Raw genomic sequence first — 21,072 nt, 5'->3', positions numbered from 1 at the left:
AGTGATATCTCCCAATGTTTTTGTGATGTTGTTGTAAACGTACCTAAACTTACCTAAAAAATTTATCCTAAATTCGCGCCATGAATTATCCTATCCCACAGAGTCCTCAAGAAATCGTCGCCCTACGACAACAACCCGTTGATGAAGAGTTAGTAGCTGCCGCCATTGCAGGATTAGTCCAGTTAGGTCGCGCCCAAGGGCAGTCCCTAGAAGATTTAACTGCTCAAGTTCTGGAAGAGGATCCCATGTTAGACCGCCAACAAAGAAGATGGCTGAGCCAGCTGGTAGCACAAGCATGGGAAATTTTCTCATAAATCTTCTCCTCATCTCCTGTACTCATCACCACAGTCCCCTATGACCCGATACAAATCTCGTGATTGTTGGCAAACCCTATTGATGATTTTGATATCTTCATCATCCAAATCAAACTCAAAAACCCGCTGATTATCTGCTATGTGTTCGCTAATTCCCAGCCTTGCACCTACGATTACACCTGCTACTGCTGGCTGTTTTAGAATATAATTGATAGCCACATTAGCAATACTAGCTTGATGCTTGTCTGCTATTTGTTCAAGAGTAGTAAGTAGGGACTGGAACAATTGCCATCCACCCCAAGCATCAATCATGTTTTTGTACTTTTTTAAGCTAATGGTATTTAAATCAAAACTGCGAGGTTCTGACTGTCCCAAATATTTTTCGGATAAAAAACCACCGCAAATAGTACCATAGGTCAATAACTTAATATTGTGTGCTTCACAAAATTTAATCATATTCACTTCTGGTCTTCTATCAACTAGAGAATATTGCACTTGATTGGAAACAATTCTTATGCCAGCTTGGGTAATGATTTGCAAGTGTTCCGTATCGAAGTTAGTCAAAGCTAAGTGTTTAATTTTGCCCTGGGCTTGTAACTCTACCATATATTTTAGGGCATTTAAATAGTTAGAATTGCCATATTCCCACCAATGAAACTGCATTAGGTCCAAAGATGGCACATCCATCCTTTTTAAGGAAATATTAATATTTTCTTCAACGATTCCCTTAGTCATGTTAACAGGGCGGGGAACCCATTTGGTGAAGGTTTGAATATTATTAGCTGCTAACTCTCCGCGCTGTGCTATTAACTGACGACGGAACTCCCCGATTAAATCCTCTGCTGGGCCATAGTGATCTGCCAGATCCCAGGTAGTAAAACCAGCATCAACATATTTGAACATAGCACTTAAAGCGTTTTTTGGCACAATGCGTCCGTGTCCGCCAGAAACCTGCCACATTCCATTTAAAATGCGGCAAATTCGTAAATCAGGAGTAAGTTGTAAATAGCTTTTTGTAGGTAGCATAGTAGTTTGTTTTAATGGATTTTTTAAGATGACTTTCACAAGGTCACAGTTTTAAGTTTTAATCAAAGATAAATTTTGATTTAACTCTTTTATAAGCTTTGAGCCTTTTAACGTAAGTTCAAGACTAAACGTTGATCTCCATCGAAACCCACCGGAAAGTTTTCAACCGACTGGAGATAGTTGCTAGGAATTCTGTTGACTGGTTTCAGGTAATCAGGTATATTATAGGGGATCCAGCAAAAGATATTTTTATGGCCCGTCAAGTTATTCGTACTGAGAAAGCACCCGCACCGGTTGGTCCTTATAATCAAGCCATTGTAGCCACTGGGAAGATGGTGTTCGTAGCTGGACAAATAGCCATAGACCCAGTTTTAGGAGATGTGGTTCATACCACTGATATCACTAAACAAACGGAACAGGTAATGACCAATCTTGAGGCTATTCTCACTCAAGCAGGTGCCACCTTTAACGATGTGGTGAAAACTAGTGTGTTTTTGTCTGATATGCAAGATTTTGCCGCTATGAATGCGGTTTATGCTCGCTATTTTTCAACTGACTCTGCTCCCGCACGCGCCTGTGTACAGGTTTCTCGGTTGCCTAAGGATGTATTAGTAGAAATTGAATGCATTGCTGTAATTAGTTAACACTTAATTCTACCCATGTCTTTTCTGATGCCACTTCCAAGCATGGGAAACTATCTCGTTGATATGAGGGTATACCGGTTGCCAACCTAGTATTTTCCTGGCTTTCTCACTGCTACCAATGAGAATAGGCGGATCCCCGGGACGGCGATCGCACTCAGTAATGGGTATATTGTTACCTGTAACTTCCTTTGCAGCAGCAATGACTTCTTTGACGGAAAAACCGTTGCCATTACCCAAGTTAAAAACTGTGCTAGTACCCCCCTGCAGCAGGTATTCCAGACCCAAAATATGGGCAATTGCTAGGTCAGTGACGTGAATATAATCACGAATACAAGTGCCATCGGGAGTGGGATAATCAGTGCCAAAAATCGAAATTGAAGACCTTTTACCCAAGGCGGTTTGCAATACTAGTGGGATTAAATGGGTTTCTGGGTTATGGTCTTCCCCCAAAATCCCACTAGGATCAGCACCAGCAGCGTTAAAGTAACGGAAAGATACGTATTTTAACCCGTATGCAATATCAAAATCCGAGAGTATCCGCTCTACCATAAGTTTAGTAGCTCCATAGGGATTAATCGGATGCTGGGGATGTTCTTCCGTCAGGGGAATAAACTGGGGGACTCCGTAGGTAGCACAGGTGGAAGAAAAAACAAACTTGTAAATACCAGCTCCCAGCATGGCTTCTAAAAGACTTAAAGTGGCTACTACATTATTACGATAATACTTGGCTGGATCAGTAACTGACTCACCTACGTAGGCGTATGCTGAGAAATGCATAACAACTTCCACTTGATACCGTTGAAATATGGAATTTAAGAGGGGGATATCTTGTATATCTCCTTGAATGAGTTCTACCTGTAATACCTGTTCGACTAGATCCCGGTGACCATAGACCAGATTATCCAGAATAAGGACATGATAACCATCTTGTAATAGGGCTTTGACCGTATGGGAACCTATATAACCTGCTCCACCTGTGACTAAAACTGTGGGTTTTGAAATTGGGAAAATAGACATAATTTGCTCCTAATTTGTGATTTGTGCTGCATTTAGGTTTATGAGTAGCTGGGAGATTACGGTTTGACGGTAAAATAAACCCATTTGTGGCAAAAGTTTGGATTTGGGAGTAAAAAGTTATTTAGGCTTTTGACTCTGAGATGAATTTTCTGGCCACCTGGGCCACTATCCTGGGCTAATGCTATATGTAATTCTCCAGACTAGCTGTGCAAAAAAATAGAGAGTTGATTTATTTATGTTTCAATTATTAAGCCGGGTTTTACTATGGCTATTAATTGGGGTTATTGCCTACTCCCTGTTCCAAAAATTCTACCCCACGGTTAACTTTGTTGGTAGAATTGTAGTGGGGTTAATAATTTCCGTGTTGGCTTTGGCATTTTTCAACCCAGGTGAACCTGTAGTTGCTTCTCTGTGGCGATTTATTTCTTTTCCCCTCAAACCATTGGGAGCATCAGCTTTGCTGTTAATTATCGCCGCTCAAAAAATCAAGGGAGGTGGTATAGAAAAACCTGGAGGATATCTGTTAGGATGGTCATTAGCTATTTTACTATTTTCTAGTACCCCTGCTATTGCCTACTTTTTAGTCAGAACCCCTATTGCTACTATACTACCTCCTCCCGTATTAGTAGCATCCTTGCCACTAGGAATAAGCAGCAATATTACATCTGATGTAGTGAGTGGTGGTATATTAAATAGTGCTGGTGTTAACATCCCATCCTATTTGTTACAAACCCCTCAAGCAATTAGTAATAGAGGACTCAGGGTAGAAGATTTTGTGCCAAGTGCGGAAACTCTACAACTCACCACCCAGGTTTGGGAAAGTTATCTGAATCAAATTTATGTTTTCTTGCGTGGACGCTCTTAATCTGCAAAGATTAAAAAGTTGGCAGGTTTGACACTCTACCGCTGTGGAACTGGGGAGTTATTTGGGAGATACTTGCTTAGTTAGTAGAGCTCTCTCAACCTGGTAAACTCCCCCGCCCCCACCTATATGGTGCTACTATAGGTATTAAAGATAAAAATAATGGTGAAATCTCGAAGACTTGCTCAACTTGGTAACTACTTGCGTCCCCATTGGAAAGAAACATTATTGGGCGTTATTGCTCTGTTGTCTGTCAATGGCTTAGGAGTTTATATCCCTCTGCTTATTCGCTCTGGTGTTGCTACCTTATCTACTACTTTTAGTTTTAAGCAAATTCTATATTATGCGGTAGTTATTATTCTGCTCAGTTCCGCCATGTGGATGATGCGTATGGCCTCCCGCATCTGGATTTTTGGTGTTGGTCGTCAGGTAGAATTTGAACTAAAACAACGGATTTTTGAACATTTACTCAAGCTAGAACCCGCTTACTTTTCTATTAACCCACCCGGGGATTTGATTACTCGCACCACCAGCGATGTGGAAAACATCCGCCGACTTCTAGGGTTTGCAGTATTAAGCCTGGTAAATACTGTATTTGCCTATTCTATGACCATACCAATCATGCTATCGATTAACATAGAGTTGACCCTAGCAGCTTTGGTTGTTTATCCGGTAATGTTATTTTTAGTGCATACTTTTAGCGATCGCCTCCGTCAAGAACAAGCAGCAGTACAGGAAAAACTTTCGGATATAAGTGAATTAATTCAGGAGGATATGAGCGGGATTTCATTAATTAAGATCTATGCTCAAGAGGAAAATGAACGTCGGGCCTTCCAAAATAAAAACCAGGCTTTATTAAAAGCGAATTTAACACTGGCTAAAACTAGAAGCACCCTGTTTCCCATGATTGGTGGACTAGCAAATATCAGTTCTTTGATCATTATTTGGTTAGGGACAATGCGCATATCTTCCGGGAATTTGTCCGTGGGAGATTTTTTAGCTCTCCTGATTTATGTGGAACGATTAGTTTTTCCTACTGCGCTACTAGGTTTTACAATTACTGCTTACCAAAGGGGTGAAGTTAGCATTGATAGACTAGAATCTATTTTCAGTGTCACTCCTCAAATTCAAGATGTGCCAGAAGCAATTTCCTTAGATATTAATAAGGTTAAGGGAGCAATCACAGCTAATAATTTTAGTTATGCCTATCCAGGTAGTCGGATTTCTGCGTTGACAGGCGTTAACTTTAATATTAACCCAGGGGAAATGATCGCAGTTGTAGGAGCAATTGGCTCTGGTAAATCAACTCTAGCCAATGCTTTACCTAGGTTGCTAGATATTGGAGAAGGACAATTATTCTTAGATGGTTGGGACATTACAAAAATATCATTAAATGATTTGCGAGCTGCAATTGCCTATGTACCACAAGATAGTTTTTTGTTCAGCACTAGTATTAGGAATAATATCTCCTATGGTGACCTTGTAACTGAACAAGAAGAATTAGGTAGTGCTGCCAATTTAGCCAAGAATAGACTTAGGGGGAGGTTTGAACAAGAAAGAGTGGAAAGTGTTGCTAATCTAGTTCACATAGCAGCAGAAATTAATAACTTTCCCCAACAATATGACACCCTGGTAGGTGAAAGGGGAATCACCCTGTCAGGAGGTCAAAGACAACGTACTGCTTTAGCTAGAGCCATGTTAGTTGATGCTCCGGTATTAATTTTAGATGATGCTCTTTCTAGTGTGGATAATGAAACAGCTACCCAGATTCTGCAAAACCTTTCCCAAGGTAAAAAACGGAAAACTGTAATTTTCATCACCCATCAACTTGCTGCTGCTGCTAGTGCTGATAGGATTATGGTTATGGAAAAGGGTGAAATTGTGCAAATTGGTAAACATTCGGATTTGGTAGAACAACCTGGACTATACCAAAAGTTATGGAGTCAGCATCAAATGGAACAGTTATTACAATAACACAATCTCCCTATGGGTGTCAGACACCCATAGGGAGTGATTGAGGTAAGGTATGTTTTTAAAAACCTACATTTTTCCCTTTACCATTACCTGTTGCAGATGCTGGCGAATTTCATGAGCTTCATCAATTTCTGATTGACGTAATTTTTCAAATAGTTCCACGCAGGGTTGGGAATTTACCTCTTGTGCATCTTTAATATATTGTTCATAAGCTTGAACCGCTGCAGCTTTATTGTGTAAGACGGTGATAAAATCGTATTCTAAATTGCTAATTGGTTCTTGGATTTTTGTCTTAGTAGTAGTCATCAGTTTTGATTCCTTTTGCTGAGTGCATTTACTCCATAAATACTTAATTTTTCTCTGGGTTGCATCTCTCCAAGAGAGGAAAAACAATACTCGATTATACTACCTTTAGATAGAAGACCTCTAAATGATGCTGTTGTTCAAATTTTCATCTTCCTCTTCTAAATAATCGAATCCATTTGGCATTTGCTGGTTTTCTTGACCCACAAGTGGACAATATTTGGTATTTGCACTTATGCAGTCCATGTGAGGAGTTTTAGCACAAACCAGAAGCAGTCCACCCAGGATAAATAATAAACCACAAATTGCTGCTGTCTGCACTCCCGAAATATCTAGGGCACCATGCACTACCACTTCTCTCAACACGGAAACTATGGCTACTTCCACAGCTACACCTACGGAAATACTATGCTCCTGTAGATAAACTATTAGTAGTCTAAATAATTCTACTAGGATTAATACAAATAGTATTTTTGATGTCAATTCCTTATAGCCTATGAATTTAGTAATAGCAATAATTATACCCCATAATTGGATTAACATAACTGCAAATAAAGCTAAACACAATACCATGACAATCAGATCTTGAAAAGCTTCCATATTCCTGACTATTATTTGTCTATCTAGCCAGCGACCAGCAAATAAAAATCTACTCTTGAATCGTTTTTTCATGATTTTAACATTTTGGTGGTACTTAGCTAGTATACTGATAACAATTACTCGGTTTTTAAAAACTAGCTTTTTATTTATTCTATCTATAATTTATCCTTTGACATCGGGGTAGATGATGGTTTATTGGTAATTAGGAATTGGGAAATTTACTGGTGGGCAATTAAGTAGGGAGGCACGATTATTTATAGGATGGGTTAGCGGTAACTCATGGGGGCGTTGGGTTCAACCTACGTTCATGTCTAATTCCACTCACCCACTTATCTTCTAAGATTTCGTATTTGTGTCAACAGTTTCTCCGCATTATTTGCCCATGCCATATTGCCTTGTTTTTGGTATATATCTCTTGCATATTTTATTACTTTTATTGCTTGTTCATATTGTTTAAGTTGTACAAATACTAATCCCGCTCCGTAATAAGCATTAGGATAATTATAATTTGTCTGAGCAGCTTTTCTAAATGCTGATAATGAATCTTGTAGTTGTCCTTGCTCGAACAAAATTAAACCCAAATTATAATGAGCCTCTGTATAGTTAGAATTTAAACTTATAGCCTTAATAAATGTTGATTTTGCCAATTCTAATTTCCCTTGTTGTAAATAACAATTCCCCAAATGGTAAACTGGCTCTGCAGAATTTGGACTATATATTATTGCCTGTTGAAAAGAGGCGATCGCCTGTTGCCAATCTTTTTGCAGTTGTCTTGCTAATCCCAAATTATAGTGGGCAAAACCCAACTTTGGGTCTAATTGTAAAGCAGTTTTTAAATAATCGATTGCCAATGGTAAATTATTTCCTTCTAATAATGCCCCGCCTAAATTAGCAAAAGCTGATGCAAATTGGGGATCAGCTTGGGTGGCTTGATAGAATGCGTCTGCTGCTGGTTGTAATTTGCCAGTTTGTCGCAGTGCTAAACCTAGATTATAATGAGCGGGGGCTAGAGCTGGATCTAATTGTGCTGCTTGACGAAAAGCTATAATTGCGTCTTGTACTTTACCCTCTGCAATAGCTTTTAACCCCTTGTTTAACCAATCTAATGCTATTGGTTGAGTAGCTTGAACAACAAGTCCCATGGGGGATGAAATGGAAACCGCTGATTCCATGTTAATACATAAAATTGAGATGGTAATCAGCGTCATTAAAGGATATTTTTTTAGCCAGGTATTCATAATTTTCTGTTTAAAGGTTTCAATAGATAATGAATAGTGGTCAAGAAAACTGAATTTTTTCAGCGAACAAACTCTGGATTCTTTGTAATTCAGACCCAACTAGATAAACCAAATCCCCCTTACCCAATAAGTCCGCTGCTTGTGATATCTTTCCCCCTAAAATAATTTGGGAGTCCGCAGCACTTGAAGTGCGCAGAGCAATTCTTCCAGGAAGGTTGGAACGAATGATAGGAGTAACCACAGTAGCTTCTGGACGCTGGGTGGCAATAATTAGATGTATTCCCGCTGCTCTTGCCATTGCTCCTAAACGTTTAATACTCTGCTCTAAAGCAGTTCGGGTCTCTTTCTCTATCATGAAATCCGCATATTCATCAAATATACAAACTATACGTGGTAAAACCTGGGCACAGTTTTGATTATAAACTGTTATGTTGGCACATTTAGCCAGCTCAAATTTTTGGTATCGGGATTCCATCTCTGCTACTAACTCACTCATTAACTCTATGGCGCGATCGCTATTTTTTACGACTGGTGAATACAACCAGGGAATTGTTTCAAACTCAGGAAAAGTGACTCTTTTAGGGTCTACTAAAACAATTTTCAAGTGTTCAGGAGAATGTCGATAGAGCAAACTTAGGAGCAAGGATCTTAAAAACTCACTTTTGCCACTTCCGGTGGTTCCACCAACTAAAAAATGACAGGTATTAGGATCAGACAAATCAGCTTCTACTAACTTCCCATCAATATTCAATCCAAGGGCAATTTTTAACTTAGCAGTCGCAGATAAAAAATTCTTTTGCATATAATCTTCAAATCTGGCAATTTCTCGGTCTTTGCGGGGTAAATCAACACTTACATAGCCAGCTTGTGATGCAATTAAGGGTGGGCATTCTAGTCCCAATTGCACCCGTAAATCATCAGATAATTTCAATAAAGAATTCACTTTAACACCCAAATTAGGTTTTAATTTCACTCTTACAAATGCCGGACCTACTATAGCACCTTGATACTCCACACCAATACCAAAGGATTTCAAAGTGTTCACCAAATCTAACCCAATTTGATCGGGATTAAAGGGATTATTTTTCTGAGTTTTACTTGTTTGGGGGGAATTCTTACCCTCAATATTTGGGGAATCCTGATGATTAAACTCCCAGTTATTAAAATAGTTGTCAAAGTCGGGAGCAAAAAAAGTCTGACACTTTTGTTTTTCGGGGCAAATTTGACATAAGTGAGACTGGGATGTCATAGGAGGTGGATTGGGTTGGGGAGGTTCCCAGGTCAACCAATTTTGCATTTGTAATAATTTATGAGGTATGACTTGGTGAATATTATTTTCTAACTCTTCGGCAGTATATTTATACTCCTTGAATTCAGGTAGAACGCAATAAACAGCAACATTAACAGGTACTTTTTTTCTCTCAGATAACATATAGCTATACAGGGCGACCTGAGCCACTTGTGCTGATGTATCTATTGGTTGATAAGTTTTAAACTCTATCACAGAAAACCGGTTGGTTGCAAAATCAAATACCAAACAATCACATTTACCTCTTATCAGTTGTCTTTTACCATTTGGTAAATTAAAATCATGTTCTAAAACGCGATCCTCCCTCATAAAAGTATTAGCAATAAGTAAGTTGGCATGGCAATAATTTCGATTGCTAATCAATAACTCAGTGAACTTTTTAATTAATCCTGTTAATCCTAGCCAAACTTGATGTAATACCAAAGACTTGCTCTCTTCCTGGGTTTGAGAATAGGGAAAAAAGACAATTTTATAAAATGACTGCTGAAGCGCTAACACCACCTCTTGCAAATTTATTTCGTTAGGATGGGGATTAAATAGAGTTGTAAGTTCGGCATCATTCAGCAATAAATCGATAAATTCATCTGCCAATTTATGAAAAACATTACCAATACCACCAATCAAACCTTCCGGAATAAACAAAGATTTATTATTAAAACGATGATTAAGATAAAATATCCGAGGACACTCAAAAGCCAATCTTAGTTTGGTGGGAGTCAAAGAAGAATTTTCTGATTCAGGGTTTGCCATATCATGAAGGATATTGGGGGTAGTATTATCAAAATTGTTATTAAAAATACTACTGACAGCATCAGGATCGGATAATTCCATTAACCGACGATGAACAGAAGCGAGGTAAACCGTATCCATAGCAGCATACTTTAGTTGTTTTTCACACAGAGGTCGTTTTCCCCAATCACTAGCTCCTCCTTCCTTATCCACATCGGAAAAGTGACACAGTTCAACAGCTAAAGTTTTTAGTTTTAAGTTAGTGGTTTGTAAAATTCTATGTCCAATTTTTTTAGCTACTTTAAAAGTACAAGTAACGTTTTTAGCTGAGTTTTTACCTAAATATTTCAAATCAAAATCTGCATTATGAAACACCTTTTGAATCTGGGCATCAACCATAATTTGGCTAATAAAATATGTGGAAATATCGGGCTTATCTAAGACATCGAAAATATAAGCAAACTCACCGATTAAGTCCGTAGGGTTAGCCAATACCTGAATTAGTGATAACCTAGGACACGGAGTATTCCAATCAGCGATTTCCGTATCTAGCCACAGACTTTTACACTTAGCAAGCTGAGAAATTTGCTGGTAGATTTCCGCAGGATCTGTTAGGTAGTGCATTGTGTTAACTTCCGTTTACCTTATCTACTAAGCTTTAGTATCACCTAATTATAGTATAAGGTGTAATTTCCAGATGCTTTTTGCTAAACTTAGTTTTAACCTTGATTAGGATTACCATAAAATTACGTTTGTAAGCACAGGAGAAAATTTACGGTTTATACACGCCCCTTAGCCCGATTAATTGAACAATTACAACGCCTTCCCGGAGTTGGGCCCAAGTCCGCCCAACGCTTGGCTTTATATATCCTAAAGCGTCCAGAGTCAGAAATTGAGGCTCTTGCACAAACATTAATTGATGCCAAAAAACAGGTGGGTTTATGTCAGGTTTGTTATCATCTCACAGCAGAACCCGTATGTGAAATTTGCCGCAATCCCCATCGAGATAGTCAAACCATTTGTGTGGTTGCTGATTCCCGCGATGTGATTGCTCTGGAAAAAACCCGCGAGTATAGGGGTAAGTATCACGTCTTGGGTGGGGTAATTTCTCCTATGGATGGTATTGGACCTGAACAGTTGACTTTACAAGCTCTCGTCCGTCGGGTTAGTCAACAAAAACCCCAAGAGGTAATTATGGCCATTAGTCCTAGCGTGGAGGGGGAAACTACAACTCTGTATATAGCTGGGTTACTTAAACCATTTACCAGGGTAACCCGTATCGCTTTCGGTTTACCTATGGGTGGTGATTTAGAGTACGCTGATGAAATTACATTGGCTAAAGCACTAGAAGGTCGTCGGGAATTAGACTAACCATTACTAGATTCAGGAGTTGCAGGTCTTCTTAAAATTATTTTTACTAATATTAGAGGTTTGGTGCGATTTCTGTTGTAACCCGTGCATTTTGTCAAACAAATGCCAGCAATATTCTTCTGGTAACCCACAGGTAATTGCACCCCTTAATACTACATTAAAATACCAATCATTTGGTGGTATTTCCTCTAGTAATTTATTTACCACGACGTACGTGCGAACATTTTTGTATATTTCACCTTGGTGCTGAATCTTGACCATCTCACGACGATAGAATTCCTGGCATACCCCCTCTCTCTTATCCAAATTTTCGCTGAACCTCCAAGGTAGTTCATACAGCACACCCCTAACCAGGGATGCAGTATCTTGTACCACATCTAAAACTCCGCATTTACGTAAATGAGAGTAGCCATAAAATCTCAGTCTATATTCTTTTAGTATGCCATGTCCAACTACGTAAGGATGGACATTCTCACCAAGCGATCGCTTTAGGTCTACCGGGCACATGCAAGAACCATAGGCAAAATAGTAGAATGTTGGTTCTTTTGGTATCTTGTGTGTTGGTGCTTTTTGTTGTGATTCTTGCAACTGTTTTTTCCTTGCTCAGAATTCTACTATCTACCATACTATAGTAGTTTTAGTAGTTTTCCAACTTTTTGTGGTCAAACAAATTTGGCGGTTAATTCCCTGTTTTCCAGCACCTGGTAAAATACAAATGGCAGTTGACAGGTGGTTACTACAACAGCATGAGCACCAATCTTTAAAAACATACTCTGGAATTCTCAGGTTTTATACCTGGTCTCCCCCAGCTATTTCCCTGGGTCATCATCAAAAAACATACCCAGAATTTTGGCATGACTTAATTTGGCAAGGTGAGAAGATAGATTTGGTCTCTCGTCCCAGTGGTGGTAGGGCGGTTCTACATCAAGGTGATTTAACCTATACCGTTATCACATCAGGAATAACCGGGAACCGATTGCAATCTTACACCAAGATTTGTGACTTTCTGATTCAAGGATGGGGGTCACTTGGGGTACAATTAAGCTATGGTCAAGCAGGAAGGGGTTATATTCACAATCCCAACTGCTTTGGCACTGCAACGGGTGCAGATTTAATTCTATCAAATGGTGCTAAACTGATTGGTAGCGCCCAACTGCGAACTGATAAGGTCATTCTCCAACATGGCTCCATGGTTTTGGAACCGGATCAGGAGCTGTTTGAGACCATATTTGGTGAAGGTTCCTTTTTTCCCATTAGCCTCCCTAAGAGTCTGACTCAGGAAGTTATTATTCCCAGTTTGATTGCTGCTGCTTGTGATGTCTTTAATATGGTTCTAGAAGAGGAACCTCTTTCCCCGGAAGAGTGGCAAGAAATTATGGCATCTGATCCCCACTAAAGCTACACAATCAAAAAGCGCCCAGGAGTGTTGCCGTGTTTCCACCCTAAGCGCCTTTTGAACTTTGCTCCTCACACACAAATAGAATATATCACTAGTTTTAGGAAAATGGCAAGAGGTTTCATGGAAATTTTATATTAGTAAATTAAATCATTCATCCTGTGTTCATATTGGAGTCATATCGGTTAAGATCGTTGATGTAGTCTAGAAATAAGTCTAGTGACTCCCATTCAAAAAACGATAGCATTTATATAAATTTATCTTATCATTCTCCCTATATGATAGTGAACCGGTGGTTAATCACTAACAGCTTATTTCTAATATGTTTTGACAATATCTAATTAAAATTTCAGCTCTTTGTTGAATACTTTCCAATCGTGATTTTATAGTTAGTGTCTGTTTTGCACTTTGTAAAAACATCATATCAAGTTCTAATAAACGTATCTGTTTACTTATCTCTGTTTGATAAGACTGCTGACGAGATTCCAAATCAGTAAAGACGGCAATTTCTCGCGCAAAAAAACCGCTGATCTCACCCAAAAGGGATTTCCAGGTGGGATCGTAGACATGGGCTTTGTTAACATCTGACAACAATAGCTCAACCAAGGTTTTCAATTCTTGATATTTTTGATATTTAAAGGACATTAGAACTTCTATTTCTTGAATCTGGAGTACAATTATATCTTCTAGAATCAGATTACTAGGTTCTGCCATGATCGCAAAAATTGATGGCAGAACTCGATTCTTAATCGATTTACAGCCAAAAACACCCAGTTTCAAGACTATATCCACAGTTTTGAAACCAAATACCAAAAGCATTAACCCACTAAAAAACCCACTATTCCTATGACCAGCTTTATTGACCCTTTGACAAAGATTAACCTACCTCAATGGCTAAAAAGATGCCTTCAAGAAAACACTAGCAACAGTGGTTCAGGAGAGGATGACCGAAGGCGTAATGATAACAATTTAATTTGCAGTGCCTTAAAGTTTGCTTATGAACTACATGAAGGACAGTACAGAAAATCGGGAGAACCCTATATAGCTCACCCAATAGCAGTAGCTGATTTGTTAAGGGATTTAGGTTGTAGTGCTACTATGATAGCAGCTGGGTTTCTACATGATGTAGTTGAGGATACAGAAGTCACAATTGAGGATATAGAACAGAAATTTGGTCATGAAGTCAGACAATTGGTGGAGGGTGTGACTAAATTATCGAAAATTAACTTCACCAGCAAAACCGAAAGTCAAGCAGAAAATTTTCGGCGAATGTTTTTATCCATGGCCCAGGATATCCGAGTGATTGTAGTGAAATTGGCAGACAGGTTACACAATATGCGCACTCTACAGTATATGTCGGAAACCAGTCGTCGTCGCAGTGCCCAGGAGACTAGAGACATTTTTGCCCCCCTAGCTAATCGGTTGGGTATTTGGCACATTAAATGGGAACTAGAAGACTTAGCGTTTAAATATTTGGAACCGGATGCTTATCGAGAAATTCAAGAACACGTGGCGGAAAAAAGAACCGCACGGGAAGAAAAATTAAACAAAGCTAAGGAGGTATTGCGGGAGAGAATTGAACAAGCGGGAATTAAATGTTTGGATATTAGTGGCCGTCCTAAACACCTGTATAGCATTTATCAGAAAATGCAGCGTCAGCAAAAGGAATTTCATGAAATTTATGATTTGGCTGCATTAAGAATTATTGTAGAAACAAATGAGGAATGTTATCGCGCTTTAGCAGTAGTGCATGATGCTTTTTGTCCCATTCCCGGTAGATTTAAAGATTACATTGGATTGCCTAAACCTAATCGTTATCAGTCTTTACATACATGTGTAATTGGTTTAACTGGTCGTCCCCTAGAGGTGCAAATCCGCACAATGGAAATGCACCATGTAGCAGAATATGGTATTGCAGCTCACTGGAAGTATAAGGAAACAGGTGGATCTACAGCTCAAGTTACAGGGACAGATGAAAAATTTGCCTGGTTACGGCAATTATTAGACTGGCAAAGTGATTTGAAAGATGCCCAAGAATATTTAGACAGTGTTAAAGATAATTTATTTGAAGATGATGTTTATGTTTTTACCCCTAAAGGAGATGTGGTTGCTCTCAGTCCAGGCTCTACTAGTATAGACTTTGCCTATAGCATTCACACAGAAGTGGGAAACCACTGCGCAGGAGCAAGGGTAAACGGGCGCATAGTACCCCTATCAACCCGACTACAGAATGGGGACATTGTTGATATTATTACTCAAAAGAATAGTCATCCTAGTTTAGACTGGTTGAATTTTGTCAGGACTTCAGCAGCAAAATATCGAATTAAACAATGGTACAAACGTTCCCGAAGGGAAGAGAATATTACTAGAGGTAAGGAATTATTAGAGAAAGAATTAGGCAAAACCGGATTTGATCACCTGTTAAAATCTAACCCCATGCAAACCATAGCAGAAAAGTGCAATTATCACAATGTGGAAGATTTATTAGCAGGTTTGGGGTATGGAGAAATTACCTTAAATTTAGTCTTAAATCGCTGGCGAGATATAATCAAGTCACAGCAGCCCGTAGCTGACATAATTCCGTTTTTACCTAAAGATTTATCTCCTAAAACTTTTAAGGACAGCTTTCCCACCACGTCCAAGTCCACTGACTCGCCAATCTTAGGAGTAGAAGGTTTGGTTTATCATGTAGCTGGATGTTGTACACCAATTCCGGGAGAACCAATTATTGGTGTGGTAACTAGAGGAAGAGGTATATCCATTCATCGTCAATCCTGTCATAACTTAGAGCAGGTAGAATATGAACGGTTCGTACCTGTACAGTGGAATACAGCTATGGAACATCACCACCGTCCCCAAACATATCCCGTGGCCATTCAAATCGAGACCCTGGATAGAGTTGGTATTTTAAAAGATGTTCTATCTAGACTCACTGATCAAGGTATCAACGTCCGTCACGCTGATGTAAAGACCACCTCCGGTCAACCAGCATTGATGAAGCTTGGTATTGAAGTCCGCGATCGCAATCAATTAGAACATTTGTTTGTGCAGATCAAAAAAATGAGTGACATTCTGAATATTCGGAGGGTGGGTGAAATGGAGAGCTCACCAACATAAGGCGTATTATCTGTTGTTAATTGGCCAGTTCCCACCCAGTACCCTGATAACCATATTCAAAAATATCCGGGTGTAGGATTTCCGCCAAAATCTCTACAGAATCAACCAATCGTGGTCCTGGTCGATTAAAATAGGCGTTGCCATCTGTGACAAATACTCTTCCAGTTTTGACAGCATGGAGTTTACCCCAGTCCGGATGTTGAGTTAATAACTTAGCTTCTCGTTGAGTCCTTTCCAAATTAAAGCCACAGGGCATAAAAATAATTACATCTGGATTAGTTGCCACCAGAGTTTCCCAATTAATGCGGGTAGAGGGTTTACCCATAACGGTAAACAAGATTTTTCCTCCCGCCAAATCTACCAGCTCAGGTATCCAATTTGCCGCAGTCATCACTGGGTCAGTCCACTCAATACAAGCAACTGTGGGCATTTCTCCCAGGGAAAGTCCACCTATTCTTCTGTTGCAAATTTTTACTCTTGCTTCCAAATTTTCTAGTATTTTTATTGAATTCACGCCGAAAGTTTGACCCACTCTTTCAATATCACCCCATACATCTCCTAAGGTGGTAGGTTGTAAAGAAATAATCTCAGGTGAAAGATGGGTAAGTTCCTTCACAGCTTTTTCCACATCTGACAAACTAACCGCACAAACATCGCATTGAGCTTGAGTAATAATATGAGTAGGTTTTAATTTTTCTAGAACATCTAATTTAATCTTATAAATGCCTAAAGCAGACTGAAGAATTTTACTTACCTCATCGTGAATAGCACTACTGTTGCCATTACCATTTAATCGAGCTTGGGTACAGACAGGTAAACTAGCTATTTCTGGGGGATAGTCACACTCATGGGAGCGACCAACAATGGCATTTTGGAGTCCCAGGGTAGCTACTATTTCAGTAGCGCTGGGAATTAAAGACACAATTCTGATATCTTTTTCCATAGGTTTCACCTCCTCAAAATTAGGAGTTACAAATTAAAAACAAATTCACAATAAAAAGTAGTCCAGTATGTGCAACTTCTTCACATTTAGTATTATAATCTTATTTCTGACACATTCATGTGAATAGTACATCTATCTTAGGGGGGAGGGAGGGAATTATGGGACTGGTAATTGGCATTGATTTGGGGGGAACATCTATAAAATTAGGCGTATTTGACCCTAATGGCAACCGCTTACAAACTATAATATTACAGACCCCTAAACCAGCGACTCCAGAAGCTGTATTATCTACAATGTTAGAGGGGATAAATTCCCTGATTGAGCAGAATGGTACAATCCTAGCCCTAGGGGTAGGAACTCCAGGCCCCGTGGATGCAGCGGGGAGAGTTGCCAAAGTAGCGATCAACCTTGAGGGATGGGACAATGTACCCTTAGCGGAATGGTTAGAAACCCGTACAGGAATACCCACAATTATTGCCAATGATGCTAACTGTGCAGGGTTAGGAGAAGCATGGTTGGGTGCAGGGCGTGATTTTCAAAACTTGATCTTGTTGACCTTGGGAACCGGTGTGGGTGGAGCCATTATTTTGGATGGTAAACTATTTGTTGGTCATCAAGGTGCAGCAGGGGAACTAGGACTAATTACTCTTAATCCCAATGGCCCATTATGTAATAGTGGTAATCAAGGTTCTTTAGAACAATACACCTCCATTGGTGCTATTTCTCGTCGCACAGGAAAGGACCCAGCTATACTGGGGGAGTTGGCTCAACAAGGTGATATTCAGTCCTTGACTTTTTGGCAAGAATATGGTAAAGACTTGGGCATTGGTTTAACCAGTTTAATATATGTACTTACCCCCCAAGCAATTATTATTGGTGGTGGTATTAGTGCTAGTTTTGAGTATTTTTTACCAGCAATGCAAGAGGAAATTGAAACCCGGGTTTTACCAAGTTCTCGTATAGGTTTACAAATTTTACAAGCCAAACTGGGTAATAGTGCAGGTATGGTAGGTGCAGCAAAATTAGCTTGGAATAAGTAAGTATTGTGCATTACTAGAAATTTCACGATGAACAACCTAGTATGACAACCTGTCTGTTGACAGTTTTTTGACTGGGAGAGAGAATACCCACACTAGGTGTGAGTTAAAAATATGAAAAGTAGTTTTGTTTTATTCCCGGTTTTTTTATTGAATCTGCTGGTGGTTTTTCCCGTTTCTGTAGGTGGTAAGGCGCATGCTAGTGAATTCTCAAGTACCAGTTTAGCAACGGAGCAAGATGATTCAGATATTTCCGTAGATGTGATAGGAGAAAAAGACGTTCTACCGGAATCTACTCCCACATATATTATTGACAAAGAAGAGATTCAAAAGCAAGGTGCGACAAGTGTAGCTGACGTTTTAAAAAGAATGCCCGGTTTTACTATTAATAATGTAGGACATGGAGCGGATATTCACACTGGTACATACTATAGAGGTGCTTCCATTGATCAATCTGTATTTTTAATTAATGGCAGACCAATTAACACTAATATTAGCACCTATCATGGAGCTACAGATTTAAATAGTATTCCCGTGGAATCCATTGAAAGAGTTGAATTATATAGCGGTGGTGCTGCTTCTTTGTATGGTTCCTCTGCTTTTGGTGGCGTGGTTAACATCATCACTAAAGAAGGCTCTTCCAAGCCAAAACTTACTGGTACTGTAGAATTTGGCTCTTTAAATTTTAATAATCAACAGTTGAGTTATTCCGGTTCTGGTGACAGAGTTAAATACAATTTAAGCTTTGAAAGATTCTTCATAGACAACCGTTATCCCGTACCCGAAGGAGCAGCTAATCGCAATCCTGCTGATGGTTTTTTATTCAATGCTGATACAGGGGTTAGTACCTATTTTGGTCGTGTGATTTTAGATGTTAACCCCAAAAATTCTTTGAATTTAGATGTGAAGAGTATTGCCAGTCGTCGGGGTTTAGTTTACTTTGGATTTCCCCTGCAAAGGGATAGATTAGACCATGATGCTATAAATGTGGGATTATCCTGGAAAACTCGATTAGCTCAAAACAATGATTCTAATCTCACCACCACCGTTGGCTATAACCAGGATTATTTTAGTACCTATGGACCAACAGGTGCAGGTGGAATATTCAATCGCACAGGAATCCTAGATACTAAACAAATTACTGCTAGGGTAGATCATGAGTGGAAACTGAGTCTCAATAATCAATTACGCTGGGGGTTAGATTTAAAAAATACTGATTTAAAGGGAGATGTTATTAGTACCAACCCAGCACTTGCTGCCAAAAATGAGAAGGAAGATAGAAGTGTTCTCAACACAGCTTTATTTGCAGTCAATACTTGGAAGATTACCGATGATTTTTCAGTTGATTTGGGTTTAAGACAAAATATTGACAGCAAATTTGGCAGTTATTTAAATCCTAGTGTGGGTTTAAAGTATGCGATTAATCCCGTAGTTGCAGTGCGAGGAAGTTGGGGGGGAGCCCAACGGAATCCGGGGTTAGACCAGTTATATGTTTTTGACACAGTCCATAACTGGGATCCTAATCCTGACTTAAAACCAGAAACTGGTTCCACTTGGACCGCAGGGTTTGATTTTAATATATCTAGGAACTTCTTGGCCCAGTTAACCTATTTTGGCAGTAGTCTGGATAATCGCTTGTCTCTTGCTCCTCGTCCCGCTCCCAATCCACCTCAATGGGACAATGTAGGGTTGGTAAATACCAATGGTTTGGAGGGAATTTTACAATATAGGTTTGCTCCTAATTGGTCTAGTTTTGTCAATTATACTTACACTGATGCGCAAATTAAAACAGGAACAGAAAAGGGAAGACAGTTAGGTTTGATTCCTTATTCTTTATTACAAAGTGGTGTGGGTTATGAAAACAAAGGTTGGGGGGCTAATTTATATTTGACTTATAATAGCGGTACTCGTCGTGCTTTGTTTACTAATAATAATGCTGGTCAGCAAGCTACAGACTTTGCTCCTAGTTTTGTTAATTTAGATTTGAGTGGTCGCATTCCCATGGGTAAAAATGTGGGACTGACTTTTTACCTAGAAAATCTCTTGGGTGAACAGTATGAAAAGGTAAATCGTATCTACAGTCCTGGTTTCACTTTTAGAGTGGGTGTCAACGCTAATATTTAAGTCGGTGAGTGGAATTAAATATAAGATGAACGTAGGTTGGGTTGAAGTATGAAACCCAACATCCTCATGGGTTAACCCATCCTACAAATAATTGTGACTCCCTACTTAGTTGGTTTACTTGGGATGGTGGAAAACCATTGTGGAGTTTCTTCCATCCTAAGAAATAGCAAGTTTATACTGGTTCAAACACCATTTGAGGTATGAGAATCTCATTTTCTATTTTACCAATTCCCAAAAAGTTGTTATGCTGTCCGTAAACCCTAACTAAATCCATTAAACTAACTTCTACTGGCACTTTTTGTCCTTGACACCATTTTTTGGCAATTGTTTCCTCCAGGTTAATAAATGACAAGTTTTCTAATGGTGTATCCGGAGCAATAGGTTTAAATGTCTGGGACTGTAATTGGTTTTCTATGTCTAAAAAACTCAAACTGTTTTCTAAATCAAAACCACTACTTTCAGTTCTAGTCAATTTAGCCAGAGTCGCGCCTGTTTTTAACACTACCCCTAAATCCCGGGCGATCGCACGAATATAAGTACCTGTACCGCAGCATATAACTAAATCCAATTCAGGAAAATCACCAGTACGCCAACCCAGAATATCTATTTTGAATACTTGTACAGTTCTCGTTGGCGCTTGGAAGATTTCTCCCTGTCGTGCCAAATCATACAATCGTTTACCATCCACTTGGATAGCGCTATAACTGGGAGGTATCTGTTGAATTAACCCGGTAAATTGCCCAATTTCCCTTTCTATGTCAGTTAAATTTAAATGGGGACAAGGTTCACAAGTAAGTACTTCCCCTTGTAAATCATCTGTGGTGGTTCTGATCCCAAAGCGGACCGTAGCTTGATATGCTTTATTGCCAGGTAAAAATTGCAACAGTCTTGTAGCCCTACCAAGAGCAATGGGTAATACTCCCGTAGCTGCTGGGTCTAGAGTTCCTGCATGTCCTACCCGTTTTAACCGAAGCAATTTTCTCACCCTAGCTACGCAGTCATGAGAGGTCCAGTTATCAGGTTTGTTTAAATTGAGAAATCCTTCCACGAAATAATTAGTAATTTCTA

18 protein-coding genes and 1 pseudogene are annotated in these 21,072 nt (G+C 39.3%); 9 read left to right on the top strand and 10 right to left on the bottom strand.

The genetic code is table 11. The features are described from left to right. Positions 1–80: 80 nt before the first annotated feature. Positions 81–314: a hypothetical protein gene (locus tag ASL19_RS04595; RefSeq protein ID WP_006276929.1), complete on the top strand. Its 234-nt coding sequence runs from the start codon at positions 81–83 to the stop codon at positions 312–314. A gap of 9 nt (positions 315–323) precedes the next feature. Here the strand turns inward: ASL19_RS04595 and ASL19_RS04590 are convergent, their stop codons facing one another. Further along, entirely contained in the window at positions 324–1,340 is a 1,017-nt protein-coding gene (locus tag ASL19_RS04590; protein WP_057177463.1) for an aldo/keto reductase, read from the bottom strand. 131 nt (positions 1,341–1,471) lie between these two features. On the opposite strand from ASL19_RS04590, the gene ASL19_RS04585 reads away from it, so the two are divergent. After that, on the top strand, positions 1,472–1,984 hold the full coding sequence (locus tag ASL19_RS04585) for a RidA family protein (protein ID WP_235528930.1): 513 nt from the start codon (positions 1,472–1,474) through the stop codon (positions 1,982–1,984). A gap of 9 nt (positions 1,985–1,993) precedes the next feature. Here the strand turns inward: ASL19_RS04585 and galE are convergent, their stop codons facing one another. Then, positions 1,994–3,001 (bottom strand): UDP-glucose 4-epimerase GalE, encoded by a 1,008-nt coding sequence (galE, locus tag ASL19_RS04580; protein WP_057177462.1) that lies wholly within the window; start codon positions 2,999–3,001, stop codon positions 1,994–1,996. Between the two features lie 235 nt (positions 3,002–3,236). Here galE and ASL19_RS04575 point away from each other — a divergent pair, with 235 nt between their 5' ends. Together ASL19_RS04575 and ASL19_RS04570 are read left to right on the top strand one after the other, a co-directional pair. Further along, positions 3,237–3,866 (top strand): hypothetical protein, encoded by a 630-nt coding sequence (locus tag ASL19_RS04575; protein ID WP_057177461.1) that lies wholly within the window; start codon positions 3,237–3,239, stop codon positions 3,864–3,866. A gap of 159 nt (positions 3,867–4,025) precedes the next feature. Next, complete coding sequence (locus ASL19_RS04570; protein WP_057177460.1) at positions 4,026–5,837, top strand: ABC transporter ATP-binding protein; 1,812 nt, start codon at positions 4,026–4,028, stop codon at positions 5,835–5,837. A 66-nt stretch (positions 5,838–5,903) separates the two neighbouring features. Here the strand turns inward: ASL19_RS04570 and ASL19_RS04565 are convergent, their stop codons facing one another. The 4 genes from ASL19_RS04565 to ASL19_RS04550 form a co-directional block, all read right to left on the bottom strand. After that, the gene (locus ASL19_RS04565) at positions 5,904–6,143 is read right to left on the bottom strand and encodes a hypothetical protein (RefSeq protein ID WP_006276919.1); all 240 of its coding nucleotides are present in this window, start codon (positions 6,141–6,143) and stop codon (positions 5,904–5,906) included. A 120-nt stretch (positions 6,144–6,263) separates the two neighbouring features. Beyond that, positions 6,264–6,812, bottom strand: coding sequence for a phosphate-starvation-inducible PsiE family protein (locus ASL19_RS04560; RefSeq protein WP_006276918.1), 549 nt, complete (start codon positions 6,810–6,812; stop codon positions 6,264–6,266). A 257-nt stretch (positions 6,813–7,069) separates the two neighbouring features. Next, positions 7,070–7,978 (bottom strand): lipopolysaccharide assembly protein LapB, encoded by a 909-nt coding sequence (locus tag ASL19_RS04555; RefSeq protein ID WP_006276917.1) that lies wholly within the window; start codon positions 7,976–7,978, stop codon positions 7,070–7,072. Between the two features lie 40 nt (positions 7,979–8,018). Then, positions 8,019–10,640 (bottom strand): DNA translocase FtsK, encoded by a 2,622-nt coding sequence (locus ASL19_RS04550; protein ID WP_057177459.1) that lies wholly within the window; start codon positions 10,638–10,640, stop codon positions 8,019–8,021. A 165-nt stretch (positions 10,641–10,805) separates the two neighbouring features. Here ASL19_RS04550 and recR point away from each other — a divergent pair. Next, positions 10,806–11,387: pseudogene (gene recR / locus ASL19_RS04545) on the top strand (recombination mediator RecR); the annotation flags it as partial. A 12-nt stretch (positions 11,388–11,399) separates the two neighbouring features. Here recR and ASL19_RS04540 read toward each other — a convergent pair. Continuing rightward, positions 11,400–11,975 carry a gamma-glutamylcyclotransferase gene (locus ASL19_RS04540; RefSeq protein WP_006276912.1) on the bottom strand — a complete coding sequence of 192 codons (576 nt, stop codon included), beginning with the start codon at positions 11,973–11,975 and terminating at the stop codon, positions 11,400–11,402. Positions 11,976–12,045: 70 nt separating this feature from the next. On the opposite strand from ASL19_RS04540, the gene ASL19_RS04535 reads away from it, so the two are divergent. Then, positions 12,046–12,783 (top strand): lipoate--protein ligase family protein, encoded by a 738-nt coding sequence (locus ASL19_RS04535; RefSeq protein WP_006276911.1) that lies wholly within the window; start codon positions 12,046–12,048, stop codon positions 12,781–12,783. Positions 12,784–13,086: 303 nt separating this feature from the next. Here ASL19_RS04535 and patD read toward each other — a convergent pair whose 3' ends face one another. Beyond that, a complete protein-coding gene (gene patD, locus ASL19_RS04530) occupies positions 13,087–13,497 on the bottom strand; it encodes a heterocyst frequency control protein PatD (protein ID WP_235528929.1) in 411 nt (136 codons plus the stop codon). Between the two features lie 132 nt (positions 13,498–13,629). On the opposite strand from patD, the gene ASL19_RS04525 reads away from it, so the two are divergent. Next, positions 13,630–15,900, top strand: a complete 2,271-nt coding sequence (locus ASL19_RS04525) for a bifunctional (p)ppGpp synthetase/guanosine-3',5'-bis(diphosphate) 3'-pyrophosphohydrolase (protein ID WP_057177458.1) — start codon at positions 13,630–13,632, stop codon at positions 15,898–15,900. Positions 15,901–15,916: 16 nt separating this feature from the next. Here the strand turns inward: ASL19_RS04525 and ASL19_RS04520 are convergent, their stop codons facing one another. Further along, positions 15,917–16,843: a cobalamin-binding protein gene (locus ASL19_RS04520; RefSeq protein ID WP_057177457.1), complete on the bottom strand. Its 927-nt coding sequence runs from the start codon at positions 16,841–16,843 to the stop codon at positions 15,917–15,919. Between the two features lie 158 nt (positions 16,844–17,001). Here ASL19_RS04520 and ASL19_RS04515 point away from each other — a divergent pair, with 158 nt between their 5' ends. Both ASL19_RS04515 and ASL19_RS04510 read left to right on the top strand, forming a co-directional pair. Next, a complete protein-coding gene (locus ASL19_RS04515; protein WP_057177456.1) occupies positions 17,002–17,883 on the top strand; it encodes an ROK family protein in 882 nt (293 codons plus the stop codon). A gap of 111 nt (positions 17,884–17,994) precedes the next feature. Next, entirely contained in the window at positions 17,995–20,004 is a 2,010-nt protein-coding gene (locus ASL19_RS04510) for a TonB-dependent siderophore receptor (RefSeq protein WP_057177455.1), read from the top strand. A gap of 172 nt (positions 20,005–20,176) precedes the next feature. Here the strand turns inward: ASL19_RS04510 and truB are convergent, their stop codons facing one another. Continuing rightward, the gene (truB, locus tag ASL19_RS04505; RefSeq protein ID WP_057177454.1) at positions 20,177–21,052 is read right to left on the bottom strand and encodes a tRNA pseudouridine(55) synthase TruB; all 876 of its coding nucleotides are present in this window, start codon (positions 21,050–21,052) and stop codon (positions 20,177–20,179) included. Positions 21,053–21,072: the final 20 nt, after the last annotated feature.

Source organism: Cylindrospermopsis sp. CR12 (assembly GCF_001432185.1).
Classification (GTDB): domain Bacteria; phylum Cyanobacteriota; class Cyanobacteriia; order Cyanobacteriales; family Nostocaceae; genus Raphidiopsis; species Raphidiopsis raciborskii.
This window is presented reverse-complemented; position numbering and strand designations above follow the sequence as displayed.